Origin of the sequence: Microbacterium sp. Root180 (assembly GCF_001428485.1) — a bacterium.
Lineage (GTDB): Bacteria > Actinomycetota > Actinomycetes > Actinomycetales > Microbacteriaceae > Microbacterium.
Window position 1 is genome coordinate 721316 of sequence record NZ_LMHS01000003.1, and the last position, 15047, is coordinate 736362.

Below are 15047 nucleotides of genomic sequence, written 5' to 3' on the forward strand. Positions count from 1 at the left end.
CTTCTCGGGATCAGGCGGCGACGGGTTCGGCGTCGAGGACGGAGGGGCTCTCGTCGGGCAGGCGGCCCGCGGGCAGCAGCACCGCAGCGATCACGCCGACGGCATAGGCGATGGCGAGGCCGACGAAGATCGGCGAGAACACCTGGGTGTAGATGTCGGCGATCTGGGCCTGCACGGCGACGGTCGCGCCGTGGACCAGCTGCGGGGTGAGCGTCGACGCGTCGATCCCGGCGGGGAGGGCGGCGGCGACGCCGGCGGCGACGACTCCGCCGATCACGGCCGTGGTCACCGTCGCCCCGACCTGACGCACGAGGTTGACGGATGCCGTCACCGTGCCGAGTTCGCTGCGGGGAACCGCGCTCTGCACGACCGCGATGACCAGACTCATGAAGGAGCCGGTGCCGATCCCCACACCGAACATCACGACCATCGGCACCCACAGCGGCAGGCCGACGGGGAGGAGCGCCATGATCAGCAGCCCCACCGCGGCGAGGGCTGTGCCCGCGATCGCGAAGACCCGATAGCGCCCGGACCGGCTGGCCAGCCAGCCCGTGACGAGATTGCTCACCAGCATCCCGAACACGGTCGCGATCGGCACCAGTCCCGAGATCGTGACCGATGTGCCGTAGGCCATCTGGAAGTACGTCGGGAGGTAGGCGGTGACGGAGAAGAGGCCGACCCCGATGATCGCCGAGAGGACGAGGCCCGCCGCGATGGTGCGGTTCGCGAACATCCGCAGCGGAATGATGGGCTCGGCTGCGCGCAGCTCGACGAAGAGGAAGGCGGAGAACGCGAGCAGCGAGACAACGAAGGCGATCACGGCGGCGCTCGCGGACTCGCGATCTGCCGTCCAGCTGACGGCCAGGACGAGAGCCACCAGCGACATCGTGAACCAGGCCGCTCCGGCGATGTCGAATCGACGGCGCGCCGAGGCCTCGACATGCGGAACGGCGATCAGTGCGAGCGCGAGAGCGGCGAGGCCGATCGGGAGGTTGATCCAGAACACCCATGACCAGCCCCAGTAGTCGGTGATCAGTCCCCCGACGACGGGCCCGACGAGGATCGCAATGGGAAAGGCGGCCCCGATGATCGCCATGTAGCGGGGACGTTCGCGCGGTGTGGTGACGTGGGCGATGATCGTCTGCGACATCAGCTGGATGCCCGCCGAGCTCATTCCCTGCACGACGCGCGCGACGACGAGCCACGTCATGCTCTGCGCGAAGCCGCACAGGAGCGACGCGACGAGGAACACCACGAGCGAGGTGAGGAAGACCAGTCGGGGGCCGACCACGTCCCCGAGCTTGCCGATCACCGGCAGCAGCACGGTGCTCGCGAGCGTGTAGCCCACGACGACCCAGCTCATCTGCTCGAGCGCGCCGAGGTCCCCGGCGATCGTGGCCAGTGATGTGGAGACCACGGTGTGGTCGAGGGCGCCGAGGAACGACACCGAGAGGAGGGAGACGACGAGGAGGCGAAGCCGGAGCGGAGAGAGCTGCATGCGCGGGTCACCCGAACGATCGGGCCATCGACGCGACGGTGTGTGCCCCGGGTGCCACAACGCCCCCGGGAACGGACCCTGCGGCCCCGACGTCACCACCATCATAACACTCTTTAGTCGAAAACCAACTAAAGTGCGCGGGTTCGGCGCCGAGACCGCCGGCGGGCGGCGGGCACGGCCGGCGCAGCGACCATCGGCCCGACGGGACTCACCAGTTCGCCGATGCCTTCGATCGACATCCGTACGATGTCGCCGGGTGAGAGCGGCGGTGGGGTGAGGCCTCCGTGGCGTCCCCACAGCTCGCCGAGACATCCGCCGTTGCCCACCGTGCCGGAGCCCAGCACGTCGCCGGGCACCACGCGGGAGTTGCGCGCCGCGTACGCCACGAACTCCGGGAACGGCCACCCCGCGTTCGAGGTGAGGTCATGCCCGATGAGCTGGTCGTTGACGAAGACCTCTGCGCGGAGCTCGAGGAAGCCGTCGGCGTCGTGGAAGGGCTCGAGTTCGTCGGCCGTCACGATCCACGGACCGAGCGACATCCCGAAGTCCTTGCCCTTGGCCGGCCCCAGGCGCACTTTCATCTCCCGCGACTGGAGATCCCTGGCCGACCAGTCGTTCATGATCGTGTAGCCGAAGATGTGCGCGCGCGCCGACTCGACGTCGAGATTGCGCCCGTCCGAGCCCTCGACGCCGCCGATGACGACCGCGAGTTCCAGCTCGAAGTCCAGGCGCTCGGTGACCGGGGGCGAGACCGGCTCCGCAGGGCCCAGCACCGTGTGGGGGTTCGTGAAGTAGAAGGTCGGCGCCTCGTACCACTCCGGCACGACCTCGCTCTTGCCGTCGACGGACGCGCTCACGCCCTCGACGTGCTCCTCGAAGGCGACGAAGTCCCGGATCGATGCGGGCTCCAGTGGCGCGAGGAGCCGCACATCCTCGAGAACGGCGCCGGGCGCATCGGCCGCGCCGTCGAAGAGCCGCTGCGCAGCGGCGAGACCCTGCGCGAGCACCTGCGAGACACGCAGGCCGTCCGGAAAGGGGACGACGCGGTCCGCGATGACGAAGCCCTCCCCCAGATCGGCACCGTCGATCCAGCGCGCGATCCTCATGCGGTGACCTTGCTCCGCAGCAGAGCCTCGGCGTTCCCGCCCAGCACCAGCCGGGTGAGGTCCTCGGGCAGTCCCGCCGACTGGACGGCCGCCACCGGATCCTCCAGTCCCATGTCGAACGGGAAGTCGCTGCCCATCAGCACGCGCTCCCCGCCGGCCACCTCGATCAGGTGCCGGAGCGCGACCGGATCGTGCACGACGGTGTCGAACCAGAGCTTGCGCAGGTAGGTCGATGGCGCGTGCTCGCAGCGCCGCGCCTCAGGACGCACGTGCCACGCATGGTCGGAGCGACCGATCGCGAACGGCAGGTAGCCGCCGCCGTGCGCGGCCACGATCTTCAGGTCGGGATGACGGTCGAGCACGCCCGAGAAGATGACGTGCGACAGCGCGACCGCGTTCTCGGTGGGCTGGCCCACGGTGTTGGAGAGGTAGAACCGATCGAGCCGCTCGTCGAGACTGCAGCCGAACGGGTGCAGGAAGACGATGCAGCCGAGCTCGGCGGCGCGCGCCCAGAACGGCTCGAGCCGCTCGTCGGAGAGCTCGACGTCTCCCGCGAAGGACGAGATCTCCACGCCCGCGAGGCCGCGCCCGAGCACGGCGTCGTCGAGGTACTCGACGGCGCGGTGCGGATGCTGCAGCGGGACGACGCCGAGACCGACGAGCCGGTCGGGTGCCTGCGCGACATGCTCCGCGATCAGCCTGTTGGTCTCCATCGCGACCCACGCGGCGAGACCTTCCGGCGCCCACGGATAGAAGTGGTTCGGCGAAACGCTCACCCATTGCCGCTGGACGCCCTGCTCGTCCATCGCCGCGAGACGCGCGCGGACGTCGGTCAGCTTCGGGATGCGGGCGCCGATCATCGCACCGGACGCCTGCAGGCTCGCCACGCCGTTGCGCCGACGCTCGAGCTCGGCCGCTTCGGCCACGAGCTCGGGGGCTCGGCGCTCGACCTCGGCATGCATCGCGGGGAGCAGGAGGTGCGCGTGGACGTCGGTCGTCATGCGGGCACTGCCATCTGCTGCGCGATGCCGAAGATCAGACCGCCGGCGTCGGCGTCGCGGTTTCCGTCGATCTGCCACTGGGCGAGCTGAGCGGATGCCTCCACCACGGCCGTGGCGCGGGGCACGCGACGCGCGTGGAACTCATCCCACAGTCCCTGGTCGACACCGTCGCGGCCCACGAGAAGCTCGGTGAGGACGACGGCATCCTCGAGTCCCTGCGCCGCACCCTGCGCGATCGTGGGAGGGCAGGAGTGCGCCGCGTCGCCGATGATCACGACGCGGCCGCGGTTCCACGGGCCTTCGACGAGGTGCGTGGTGAACCACGTGTAGTTCGCGTGAGCGCCCTTCTCGAGATCGGCGCGGATCGAGTTCCACGGTCCGCCGTAGGCGCGCGACTCCTCCAGCATGATCGCCGAGGCCTCCTCGTCGGACACCCCGAAGCGGTCCTGCGCCTTCTCGACGAGGAACGCGTACATGGAGTCCTCGCCCGTCGGCGTGTACCCGGCGATGTAGACCGGCCCGCCGTAGTACAGCTCGCTGCGCTCGACCTCGGCGGGGCGCGAGACGAAGGTGCGCCAGATGCCCATTCCGTTCGGCTCGGGGGCGGTCTCGATGCCCATCAGGCCGCGCACGGCGGAGTTGAGTCCGTCGGCGCCGATGAGGAGGTCGTACACGCCGGCCGACTTCTCGTCGACGAACACCTCGACCCCATCGCCCCTCTCCGGTTGCTGAGCCTGTCGAAGCACGAGGCCGGTGACCTTGCGCCCGAAGTGCACGCGGGCGCCCGCCTTCTCGGCGTGGGCGAGCAGGATGCGCGCGAGCTCGGGGCGCGGCATCCCCATCGCCGCGGGGTAGTCGGGGCCGCCGGTCTTCACGTCGGGGAGGTTGGCCACCACAGGGGCATCGGGTCCCGGAGCGCGCAGCGCGAGACCCTCGAACGGGTAGCCCGCGGCGCGGATGTCGTCCCAGGCGCCGAGCGCGTCGAACGCGCGCAGCGCGTTGCCCTGCAGCGAGATGCCCGATCCCAGCACGCTGAGCTCGGCCTTCGATTCGAAGAGATCGACCTCGACGCCGGCCTTGGCGAGCTGGATCGCGGCGGCCAGTCCGACGACACCGGCGCCGGCGATCGCGACCTTGGTGACTGCGGTCATGTCAGAACCTCCCTGTTCTGTCTGGTGGAGAGTGTCTAGAGGATGGCGACGGGGTTGATGGGCGAGCCGACGGCCCCGGTGATCGGCAGCGGCGCCGCCGAGAGCAGCACGTCGTACCGCCCGAGCGCCGCACACGCATGAGCGAGCTCGTCGAGGTTCCACATCTCGCCGATGGTGAGTCCCATATTGGGGATCACGACCTGGTGCAGCGGCTGGAAGGCGGGCACGTCGAACTCGTTCGGTCGCACCTCGAAGCCCCAGGTGTCGGTCGCGATCGCGGCGATCTCGGTGCGGTGCAGCCATCCCGCCGTCGTCAGTGAGAGTCCGGGTGCAGGGCCTCCGGCGTAGTCGCCCCACCCCTCCCGGCGGGTGCGCGCGTACTGGCCGGTGCGCACGAGCACGATGTCGCCGCGGCCGACGGCGCTCGAGGCTCCCTGGGCGGCGATGGTCGCCTCGAGATCGGCCACGGTGATCGCGTAGCCGTCCGCGAGCTCCCCGGTCTCGGGCTCGAGGTGGCGGCCGACATCCAGCAGCACGCCTCGCGAGACGATGACGGATGCCGCGTGCTCGATGCCCGTCACGAGGTCGCCGTCGCTCGTCACGACATCACCCGCGCGACGCCCGTTCCACGCGTTGCCGTGGTCGAAGATGTGGCCCAGCCCGTCCCACTGCGTCGAGCACTGCAGCGGCATCGCGATCACGTCGTCGGCGCCACCGATGCCGTGCGGGAAGCCCTGGGTGCCGCGCTCGGCGTCGGTGCCGGTGTCGGTCATCGTGTGCACCGGGTTGGTGCGGCGGCGCCACCCCTTCTGCGGGCCGTCGGTGTCGAACGGCTGCGAGAGCGACACGACCCGGCCCTCGCTCACGAGCACCGCTGCCTCGATCCGCTTGGCGGGATCGATGAAGTTCAGCGTGCCGAGCACGTCGTCGGGGCCCCAGCGGCCCCAGTTGCGGAACGCCTCTGCGCGCGCGGCGATCTCGGCCTCGGGATCAGTCCGATCGAGCTCGGCGGGGTTCTCCGTCGGCGCGCTCATCGCGCCTCCTCCGCGACGCAGCGGACGACCTGGGTGCCGAGACCCTCGATGGACCCGGTCATCACGTCTCCGTCGCGCAGGAACCGCTTCCAGTGCTGACCGTTGCCGGCCGGGCTCCCGGTGAGCAGCAGATCACCCGGCAGGAGCGGCATGGTCTGCGACGCGCCGGAGATGAGCGCGGGGACGTCGAAGAGCAGATCCGAGGTCGACGCATCCTGCATCACTTCACCGTTGAGCTCGAGCCGCACGTTCAGTTTCGACGGATCCACGAACGGTGCGGGAACCAGCAGCGGCCCGGCGGGCAGGAAGCCCGGGGCGTTCTTCGCCCGGTACCAGTCGGTGCCGATCTCCTTCATGTCCTTGCGGAACACGAGGTCGCGCGTCGTGACGTCGTTGACGATCGTGTAGCCGGCGACGTGGTCGAGCGCGTCTTCGCGGCTCACCCGGAACGCCTCTCGGCCGATCACGACGGCGAGCTCGAGCTCCCAGTCGTGCACCTTGCTGTAGCCGGGCAGCGTCAGCGCGACGTCATCGCCGACGACGCATGCGGGCAGCCCGATGAAGAAGTACGGCTCACCGGTGCGCTTGCGCTCGTCCATGATGTCCGCGGCGAAGGATCGCGCCTGATCGGGCGTGCGCGTGCCGTCCTGGGTGAGCCCGGCGACCACGAGCTCGATGACGTGCTGCCGGTAATTGGCGCCGGTCTGCAGGACCTGCCGCGGCTCCACCGGCGCCACGAGCGTCACGTCGGCGAGCGGCATCCACTCTCCGTCACCGGCGGCGAGCGCTGCCAGGCGATCCCAGTCCGGCGCACCGAGGAAGTCGTTGAGCGAGCCCGCCCCGAGTTCGTCCGGGGAGACGGCGCGTACGCGGTCGCCGGAGAGCAGCCCCATACGCACCTCGGCGCCGGTGCGGAAGCGCACCAGCGCGTAGGGGGCCTCGAAGCGTTCGATCGTCATCGCATCATCCTTCTCGCTCATCATCGTGCGAAGTGGTGTCGCGGGCGACCCGGCAAGGAGTCCGGGCCGCCCGCGAAGCTGTCAGCCCTGGCCGTGCTTGGCGTACGGGTTGAAGAGCGCGTCCTTGATCTCGTCGGGAACGCCCTCCTCCGTCGCCGACGGTCCGTCGGCGGGCGGGAAGGACTCGGTCATCGACATCGGCATCGCGCTGTTGCGGTAGAAGTTGTTCGAGCCCTGCGACGGCTTCCAGGTGTTGGCCTCCCAGTCGGGCACGTAGTTGCGGTAGCCGCCCGTGTTCAGCTCGATGCGCAGGCTCGAGGGCTCGCGGTAGTACAGGAAGTTCTGCTCGCCGATGCCGTGGATCGACGGGCCGTACTCGATCGGGTAGCCGTTCTCACCGAGCACATCGGCGGCGATGAGGAGCTCCTCGCGGGTGTCGACCCAGAAGGCGTAGTGGTTGACGCGACCTGCGCGGGTCGACCCGTCGAGCACGACGCCGAGGTCGTGCGACTTCTCGTTCGTCGTGAGCACCGAGAAGACCGAGATCGGCGCTTCGTCGAGCTGCGTGCGCGCCATGAACCGGAAGCCGAGCACGTCGACGTACCACTGCACGAACGCGTCGACGTCGCTGGTCGCGACCGTGACGTGGTCGAGCTGACGGGGAGCGCCGGCGACCTTGCTGCGGCGCGAGGGACGGTCGGGGTAGATCGACGCGGCGTCGCCCTCGGTGTCGTGGTGGCGCGTGACATCCCAGTGGAGGGTCATCGAGTGACCCCACGGGCCGACGAAGCGGTAGGCGCGGCCGATGCCGTTGCCCTCGAACCACTCCCCCGTGATTCCTGCGGCCTCGATCTTCTCGGCTGCGGCCCGCAGGGCCTCGGCCGACGACGTGCGCCAGGCCATCGTCTCGAGCGAGGGCTCGTCGCCCTTCACCACGACGACGGAGTATTTGTAGTAGTCGCCCCAGCAGCGGAGGTAGACGCGGTCGTCTTCGCGACCGACCTCGATGAGCCCGACCTGGTTGACGTAGAAGTCGACCGATGCCTCCAGGTCCGGCGTCGTGATCGCGACGAACGAGAGGTGGGACAGCAGCTTGATCATCTTCGATCCTTTCCGGTGGGACGGAGGATCCCGACCCTTCTTCCACTATCCGACGGAAGTCGTGCATAAGGGAAGCGGATTGCATCGATGTCGATCATCGACCGTGGTTATGGCTTCGTGGCGCCCAGGAGCTCGTCGGCCAGCGAGCGATCATGGATCAGTGAGACCAGGTCGTCGACGGGGTCGCCGGCCGCCGCGGCGAGCGCGCGACGCAGCGCGAGTCGCTCCGAGGACTCGTATCGCGGTGCGGCGACCACGACCCCCTCCTCGCCGTGGATGGCGATCTCGCGGACTCCCGCTGCGCGATCGATCCGGACTCCGACGCGGCGCTCGCCGAGTCCGTCGACCGTGAGTGCGGGAGCGATCGAGGTGGCCAGACGGGTCGCGCTCAGTGCGACGCCGATGCCGGCAGGAGATTCCAGGGCGACGAGCAGCGACTCGCGGGTGCGCGCCGACGCCGAGACCGTGAGACCACCGCCGACGATGGCCCGGGCCCACCCGATCGCGTCGACGAGCGTCGCGCGCACATCGGCGCGAGAGGCCAGCGCATCGAGCACGAGGTGGCGCACGGTCGCCCCCGCGACGATCGCGGCATCGTCCGCGCGGAGAAGCGGTCGCATGGTGACGACGGGGATCCCCGCGTCCCTGAGCTGATCGACGGCGGCCTGGGAGGCAGACGCGGGATGGGTGAGGATCGCGACGATCGGGCGTTCTGCGAGGAGAGCCTGCACGGGCTCGGGTCGCTCGCGGCGGCCGTCGAGCACGATGATCGACGCGCCCGGACTGTGCGCGCGTTCGACCCGCTCAGGCAGCTGCGCGAGGGCGGCGTCGAAGCTGGAGTCCCGGACCCAGACCGGCGAGCGGCTCATCGGACGCCTCCCTCGCGCACCGCGACGGCAGCGGCATCCGCCACCGCGATCGCGAACCGTGCGTCGGCCTCGAGCTCGGAGTACTCCATCGGCAGGTCGCCGGCCAGGATCGACGCGAGAGCGCGCCACTCCTCGAGGTACCCGTCTTCGTCGGCGGCAGGGAATTCGACGATCCGCCCCTCCTCGTCACGCACCCGCACGCGCGCGCTCCCGGCATGGACGAACGGCGGGGGGAAGTCGATGTCGATCCGGTCATGGGTCGTCACGATCGACACGGTCCACCTCGTGTCCGCACCGGGCGGTGTCATCACCGCGGTGAGCCGGACGAGAGCCCCGCTCGCGCGGAAGCCGATGTCGTAGCCGATCGGCGGTACGGCACGGGCGTAGGCCACGCCCTCGAACTGCGGCAGGAGATCGCGCACGAGCGGCAGATCGTGGATGGCGAGACCGATGACGAGCTGGCGCACGATGCCCGCGGAGAGCGCGCGGTCTGCCGGGTCCACGGGCGGCCGCGCGGGGGGCGACGCCGCCGCCACGGGATCGGAGACGAGGTCGTGGTACCGGCCGTTCGGGGCGAGTGACAGGGTCGCCGAGACGCTGAGGACCCGAGCGGATGCCGCATCCAGCCGGTGCTTGACGCGATCCCATGCCGGGTCGAACAGGTGGTTCGTGCCGACGACGAGCGTGACGTCCGCAGAGATGCAGGCCTCCAGCACGGCATCGAGCTGCTCCTCGGATGTCGCGAGCGGCTTCTCGCAGAAGACGGCCCGCTTGCCCGCACGCGCTGCCGCGACGATCAGTTCTGCGTGCGAGGCGGGCGGCGTGCAGATCGCTACGACCTCCACCTCCGGATCGCTGAGCACCGCTTCGGCGTCGGACGACCAGCGCGCCCCCACCCGCGCGGCGATCGTCTCGGCCCGTCCCCCGCCGGTGTCGGCGACGTGGACGACGCGGAAGTCATCGGCGAGCGCGCCGAGCGTCGGAAGGTGCAGCGCCCACGTTCCCGGGCCTGCGCCGATGATCCCGACGTTGTGCATTCGTGCTCCGATCGCTCGCACGACCATACTCGCACTTCAGTCGATATAGAACAGAAGTAAGAGGATTCACCGACTATTTCATCGCCCAATCGACCGCATTCTGCGGAAGGTTGTGTCAAAATCAACCATGGCGACGGAATCCACACTGCGCTTCGGCGCGCAGACCGACGAGGTGACGAGCCTTCTGCGCATCGTCAACATGGTGCGAACAGGGGATGCCACCACCCGGCCCGACATCGGCCGAGTCACCGGCCTCGGTCGCGGCGTCGTCGCCCAGCGCGTGGACCAGGCGATCGAGATGGGTTTCCTCGGCGACGGCGACTTCGGCCCGTCCTCCGGCGGACGCGCCCCCCGGACCCTCCGCTTCCGGTCGGATCAGGGCCACATCGTCGTGTGCGCGCTGGGCGCACTGCACATCCACGTCGGCCTGTCCGATCTCGACGGCGCCATCGTCGACCAGACGCACCTGGATTGGGACATCTCGCGCGGTCCGGCGGACACGCTCGATGCGACGCTCGCGATGGTCGATGAGCTGCGCGGCCGCAACGAGACGAAGCCCGTCTGGGGGGTTGCCGTGGGCTTGCCGGGTCCCGTCGACTTCGCCACCGGCCGCCCGGTCGCCCCGCCGATCATGCCCGGCTGGAACGGGTTCGACGTGCGGCGACGCTTCGAGCAGCAGTTCGACGCGCCGGTCTGGGTAGACAACGACGTGAACCTGCTCGCCTACGGCGAGCGCGCCAGACGACGCGACGACGGTCTCGACCTCATCTACTGCAAGATCGGCTCGGGCATCGGCGCCGGCCTGCTCTCGCGCGGCCAGATCCATCGAGGCGCGAACGGCGCCGCCGGCGACATCGGCCACGTGCGCGTCGCCGGGTCGGAGCTGCAGTGCCGGTGCGGCAAGATCGGATGCCTCGAGGCGGTCGCCGGCGGCTGGGCGCTCACCCGCGACGCCGAGGCTGCCATCGCGGCGGGGGCGACGGGACAACTCGCACGGCAGTCCGCCGACGGCGTGCCGCCCACCCCCGAGAACATCTCGCGTGCCGCCGAGAACGGCGATGCCCTGGCGATCTCGCTGATCCAGGCATCCGCCCGCGTCGTCGGGGAATCGATCGCCGCCCTCGTCAACATGTTCAACCCCGGCGTGATCGTGATCGGCGGAGCCGTCGCGGCTGCCGGCGAGGTGTTCCTCGCGGAGGTGCGCCAGCGCGTCTACGAGCTGTCCCTGCCTCTCGCCACGCGAGACCTCAGCATCGTGCAGTCGATCGACGACGTCAGCGAGCCGCTGCGCGGCGGCGTCGAGATGGTGAAGGAGCAGCTGTTCGAGGCGACCTTCCCGAGGTGGTTCGCCCACCGCCGGCCGCCCGCATCGCTGACTGCGTAAGTCGGGACTTCTTCCACTTTTCGACGTAAGCGTGTATCTTCGGGACTAAAGCCCACGGAGGTTGTGCAATGACGCTTGCGACGCTGCGCGAGGACGCGCTCTCGGCACGCGAGGACGGATTCGTGCTGCGCCTGTCGCTGCCGTGGATCCGGTCGCTGCCGCTCGCGAGCCTGCTCGACCCGGCCGTGGAGATCGACGGCGTCGACGCCGGCCCGCTTCTGGTGGAGATCGGCGACCGGACGGTCTCCACTGCCGCACTCGTCCACGAACGCGGGTGGTGGTTCATCCAGGACCGCGTCGCACTGAGGGGACGTGCTCCGGTCGCCCCGGGACCCCGCACGGTGACCGTGTCCTTCCGGCTCCTGGTCCCGTACCTGCAGGCCGGACCGGACAGCCCGCTCTCCCTCCCGTTCACCACCACGCGAACGCTCGTGGCCGGCGCGCCCGCCCGTACCGCAACCGTCTCGCGCGATGTCGCCTGACCCGACCGGAGTGACCATGACCTCTCTCCCCGCCGGCTGGACGCTGTCCGCGAGTGCGTTCAACCTGACCCCGACCGTGATCGAAGCCGGGCGTCCCGCGCCCGAGATCGCGGCGTCGCTCGTCGCCGACGGGCTCGCCACCGACATCGAGGTCGAACTCGGTCAGCTGTGGCGCTCCTTCCCGCAGCCGACGGCCGCGGAGGCGCACGCCCTCCGGGAAGACTTGGCGGCGCTCGGCGGGCGGGTGAGCATCGTCGGCGGCAGCATCGACGAGTGGGCGGGGCCCGCTCGTCGGCGCACCGACGACGAGCGGTTCGACTTTCTCCTCCCCCAGCTGGAGACCACCGCCGCGCTCGGCGCGACCGGACTGCGCCTGCCACTCGGCCAGGCCGGACCCGCGCTCCTCGAGCGACTGGTTCCGGTGCTCACGGATCTCGACGTCGTGCTCTTCGAGGAGGCGCAGGGATCGGGCTCCCCCTCGAACCCGGCGTTCGCCCCCGCGTACGAGACGCTGGACCGGATCGCCGACCCGCACGTGCGCCTGCTGCTGGACATCAGCATGCTCATGCCCGAACTGCCCGTCACGTATCTCGACCTCCTCGACCGGTCCGACCTCCCACGCGACCTGCTGCGCCGCCTGCGCGACGACTGGGCCGATCCGGCGACCACGGGCGCGGTCGTCGAGGTCCTCCGGTCCGGCGCGGTCCCGCCGAGCATCCACACGCTCTACATGAACCTCCTGGTGCGCTTCGGCCGCAGCCGCATCGACGAGGTCGAGCCGGTGCTGCACCTGCTGTCGGGTGCGCACCTGAAGTTCTGGGACCTCGACGACGCCGATGGACGGGTCACCCAGCCGATCCGCGACCTCGGCGCGGCGCTGCGCCGGTCCGGCTTCACCGGCACCCTCTGCAGCGAGTGGGGCGGCCAGGAGTGGCTCGACGACGACCCGATCGAGACGACGCGCGCCCATCTCGCCCTGGCGCGCACCGCTCTGACCTCCGCCGCGTGAGCGCGGTCAGCCCTCGTGGTTGTAGTACGGCCAGGGGAGGAAGCGGCGCTCGCCGCGACGGTCCGGACCGTCCAGGGTGATCTCGCCGGTCGCCGCCCACTCCACGCCGCGCGGGAACATGCGGATGAACTCGATCCGCCGGAACGTGTCGATGTCGTGTCCGATCGTGATCGTGAACGATCGGCCCGCACCGTACTCGTTGATCCACGCGATCGGCTGATCGGTGTTCATTCCCGGCAGGGCGGCGATGCCCTCCTCCGGAATGGCGACCGGGTAGTGCGACATCGGCCACACCGGCGCCTTCTCGTACGACTCGAGGTCGTCGAAGGTCGTGAGCAGCACCTGGGCTCCGTCGAGGATCTCCACTCCCGTGAGGATGTCGTCGCCGGTGACGGTCCACCGCGCGCTGATGCCGTCGGTGATCGGATGCCGCGGCTCGACCGTGTCGAGCTGCGCCTCTCCCCACGGCCGCGGCCGCAGTCCGCCGGCGACCGTCAGGCGCGAGCCGCGCATCACGTTGTACTCCTCGGGGTAGCCCCAGTCGTCTTCCTGCGCGGCGGAGCCGTGGAACCACACGATGCCCTTGCCGTCGTCGTGGACGAAGCTCAGGAGCGCGGCATCCGTCTCCGCTCCGAACCCGAGAGCCTTCTCGTGGTACCCGTCGCGACCCTCGAACACGACGATCACGGCGTCGTACTTGTCGATGATCTCGGCGCCGAGACCCCGGGGATCCTCGACGACCCGCACGCGGAAGCGCCCGGTGTCTTCGAGGAGCGTGGTCAGCCACTGATTGTGCTGCCGGAAGCTGCGGTGCTCGTTGTCGTGCTCGCGGGTCATGTGCCCGGACAGGATGAGGACGTTCAGGACATCGTCGACGCCTCGCGTCATGTCAGGACGATCTCTCGTTCGACGGGGACGCGATTGGTCACGTACCGGCCGGGACCGCCGTCGACGCCCGGCATGATCTGCATGTAGAGCAGACGCATCGTCAGCACGACCTCGACGGTGATGGTCTCGCCGGCCGCGGGCACCTCGTCGAGCCGGATGAGCACGTCGGGGCGATCGGCGACGAACCAGAGCGTCTCGGACTGCTCGGGCAGCTCCTCGACGCGGTACTCGCGACCGCCGAGGGCGAAGCGCAGGTTCTCGGTGGGCACCGCAGCGCCGTTCACGGATGCCGCGACCCCGTCGACCGCCGAGAGCCACAGGCTGCGGTACCAGGGGAGCTGCACCGAGACGGCCAGACCATCGTCGGTGCGGCGGACGTCCGTGTCGGAGAAGAGGGAGTTGTGAGTGGCCATGGTGATCTCCTAGGCGAGCGTGTCGGTGGCGGTCCGGTGCGCGAAGGCGGCCTCGGCGGTGGCGGTGTCAGACATTCGCAGCCTCCGTGACGGACTCCTCGATGGCACGGCGCATGAGCTCGTGCTGCTTCTTGACCAGGTCGATCGGGTCGGACTCGCCGAGGTCGGAGAAGGCGTGCCCTTCCCATTCGCTCGAGAGATAGCCCTGGTAGCCGCCCTGGACGAACTGCCGCACGATACGCGGGATGTCCATCGCGGGCTCGTCACCGTCGGCGCCGATGTCGTAGAACTTCGCGTGGACGTGGAAGATCTGCGGCATGATGTCGAGCCACTCCTCCGGCGGCACGAGCCCGTGCATGTTGAAGGCGAGCCGCGTGAACGGGCCGAACGTCAGCGGGTCCACGCCCTCACCCGTGAGGTAATCCTCGAACTTCTGGTTGCGCACGTGCATCGGCGTCGGCTCGTGCCAGATCTCGTCCATGACCGAGAAGTGCTTCTCGTCCATGCCCATCTGGCTGAGCGTGCGCAGCAGCGTCGGCGACAGGCTGTGCATCGTCGACGAGAAGTCGGCCGTGAACCCGAGACGCTCGGACTGCAGTTCTTCGTACATCTCGCGCATCTGCAGGACGGCGGGATCGTTCGGACCCGACGGCGCATGGATCTCGTACCCGAGCTTCTGGTCGTACTTCTCCGCGAGCGGCAGGAGGCTGCGCAGGAGCTCCTTGCCGTGAGAGCGGATCACGACGCGCTTGAACCCGAGCGTGTGCGCGGTCTTCAGCTGCCGGGCGAGGAACTCGTGCTCCTCGTCGGGGGTCATGTCGCGGTCCTTGCGACGCCCCATGTCGAGGTTGGTGCCGACCGCGCTCGCCTCGAGACCGTACTTCTCGAGCGAGTCGAACCAGAGCGTCACGAACTCCTTGTCGACGTCGGGGTAGGTGCGCAGCAGCTGTGCGATGTTGAACTCGACGCCGGGGCCGATGCCCTCGTCGTGGACCGCCTTGATCAGCGTCTCGGGGGTGTAGAGCCCCGCCGCGAACTCGCTGGTCATCGAGTAGAGGGTCGTGCCGAGCTTGATGCCGGTGCCGGCGATGCCGTCAGTGGTCATGAGGGGGTCC

The 15047-nt window shown here is 69.6% G+C and carries 15 protein-coding genes; 3 read left to right on the plus strand and 12 right to left on the minus strand.

Annotated features, from left to right (window positions below):
• Window positions 1–10 precede the first annotated feature (10 nt).
• The 9 genes from ASD93_RS10900 to ASD93_RS10940 form a co-directional block, all read right to left on the minus strand.
• Window positions 11–1498 carry an MDR family MFS transporter gene (locus ASD93_RS10900; RefSeq protein ID WP_056122167.1) on the minus strand — a complete coding sequence of 496 codons (1488 nt, stop codon included), beginning with the start codon at window positions 1496–1498 and terminating at the stop codon, window positions 11–13.
• Window positions 1499–1626: 128 nt separating this feature from the next.
• Window positions 1627–2604, minus strand: a complete 978-nt coding sequence (locus ASD93_RS10905; protein ID WP_056122170.1) for a fumarylacetoacetate hydrolase family protein — start codon at window positions 2602–2604, stop codon at window positions 1627–1629.
• Complete coding sequence (locus ASD93_RS10910; protein ID WP_056122173.1) at window positions 2601–3605, minus strand: amidohydrolase family protein; 1005 nt, start codon at window positions 3603–3605, stop codon at window positions 2601–2603. The genes ASD93_RS10905 and ASD93_RS10910 overlap by 4 nt, the downstream gene beginning before the upstream one ends.
• Window positions 3602–4756: an FAD-dependent monooxygenase gene (locus tag ASD93_RS10915; RefSeq protein ID WP_056122175.1), complete on the minus strand. Its 1155-nt coding sequence runs from the start codon at window positions 4754–4756 to the stop codon at window positions 3602–3604. Before ASD93_RS10915 ends, ASD93_RS10910 begins: the two co-directional genes overlap by 4 nt.
• A gap of 35 nt (window positions 4757–4791) precedes the next feature.
• Window positions 4792–5790, minus strand: a complete 999-nt coding sequence (locus tag ASD93_RS10920) for a cyclase family protein (RefSeq protein WP_056122179.1) — start codon at window positions 5788–5790, stop codon at window positions 4792–4794.
• On the minus strand, window positions 5787–6749 hold the full coding sequence (locus ASD93_RS10925) for a fumarylacetoacetate hydrolase family protein (RefSeq protein ID WP_056122181.1): 963 nt from the start codon (window positions 6747–6749) through the stop codon (window positions 5787–5789). Before ASD93_RS10925 ends, ASD93_RS10920 begins: the two co-directional genes overlap by 4 nt.
• An 81-nt stretch (window positions 6750–6830) precedes the next feature.
• Complete coding sequence (locus ASD93_RS10930; RefSeq protein ID WP_056122184.1) at window positions 6831–7850, minus strand: VOC family protein; 1020 nt, start codon at window positions 7848–7850, stop codon at window positions 6831–6833.
• A gap of 107 nt (window positions 7851–7957) precedes the next feature.
• The gene (locus ASD93_RS10935; protein WP_056122187.1) at window positions 7958–8719 is read right to left on the minus strand and encodes a hypothetical protein; all 762 of its coding nucleotides are present in this window, start codon (window positions 8717–8719) and stop codon (window positions 7958–7960) included.
• Complete coding sequence (locus ASD93_RS10940; RefSeq protein WP_056124413.1) at window positions 8716–9756, minus strand: Gfo/Idh/MocA family protein; 1041 nt, start codon at window positions 9754–9756, stop codon at window positions 8716–8718. Before ASD93_RS10940 ends, ASD93_RS10935 begins: the two co-directional genes overlap by 4 nt.
• 127 nt (window positions 9757–9883) lie before the next feature.
• Between ASD93_RS10940 and ASD93_RS10945 the strand changes: the two genes are divergently transcribed.
• The 3 genes from ASD93_RS10945 (at window position 9884) to ASD93_RS10955 (ending at window position 12631) form a co-directional block, all read left to right on the plus strand.
• Window positions 9884–11140 (plus strand): ROK family protein, encoded by a 1257-nt coding sequence (locus ASD93_RS10945; RefSeq protein ID WP_056122189.1) that lies wholly within the window; start codon window positions 9884–9886, stop codon window positions 11138–11140.
• Window positions 11141–11208: 68 nt separating this feature from the next.
• Window positions 11209–11622 (plus strand): hypothetical protein, encoded by a 414-nt coding sequence (locus tag ASD93_RS10950; protein ID WP_056122193.1) that lies wholly within the window; start codon window positions 11209–11211, stop codon window positions 11620–11622.
• A 16-nt stretch (window positions 11623–11638) separates the two neighbouring features.
• Window positions 11639–12631, plus strand: a complete 993-nt coding sequence (locus ASD93_RS10955; RefSeq protein ID WP_056122196.1) for a hypothetical protein — start codon at window positions 11639–11641, stop codon at window positions 12629–12631.
• A 6-nt stretch (window positions 12632–12637) separates the two neighbouring features.
• On the opposite strand, the gene ASD93_RS10960 is transcribed toward ASD93_RS10955, so the two are convergent.
• The 3 genes from ASD93_RS10960 to ASD93_RS10970 form a co-directional block, all read right to left on the minus strand.
• A complete protein-coding gene (locus ASD93_RS10960) occupies window positions 12638–13519 on the minus strand; it encodes a ThuA domain-containing protein (protein ID WP_056122199.1) in 882 nt (293 codons plus the stop codon).
• Window positions 13516–13932: a C-glycoside deglycosidase beta subunit domain-containing protein gene (locus ASD93_RS10965; protein ID WP_056122202.1), complete on the minus strand. Its 417-nt coding sequence runs from the start codon at window positions 13930–13932 to the stop codon at window positions 13516–13518. The genes ASD93_RS10960 and ASD93_RS10965 overlap by 4 nt, the downstream gene beginning before the upstream one ends.
• A gap of 67 nt (window positions 13933–13999) precedes the next feature.
• Window positions 14000–15037 carry a sugar phosphate isomerase/epimerase family protein gene (locus tag ASD93_RS10970; RefSeq protein ID WP_056122205.1) on the minus strand — a complete coding sequence of 346 codons (1038 nt, stop codon included), beginning with the start codon at window positions 15035–15037 and terminating at the stop codon, window positions 14000–14002.
• Between the last annotated feature and the right edge of the window lie 10 nt (window positions 15038–15047).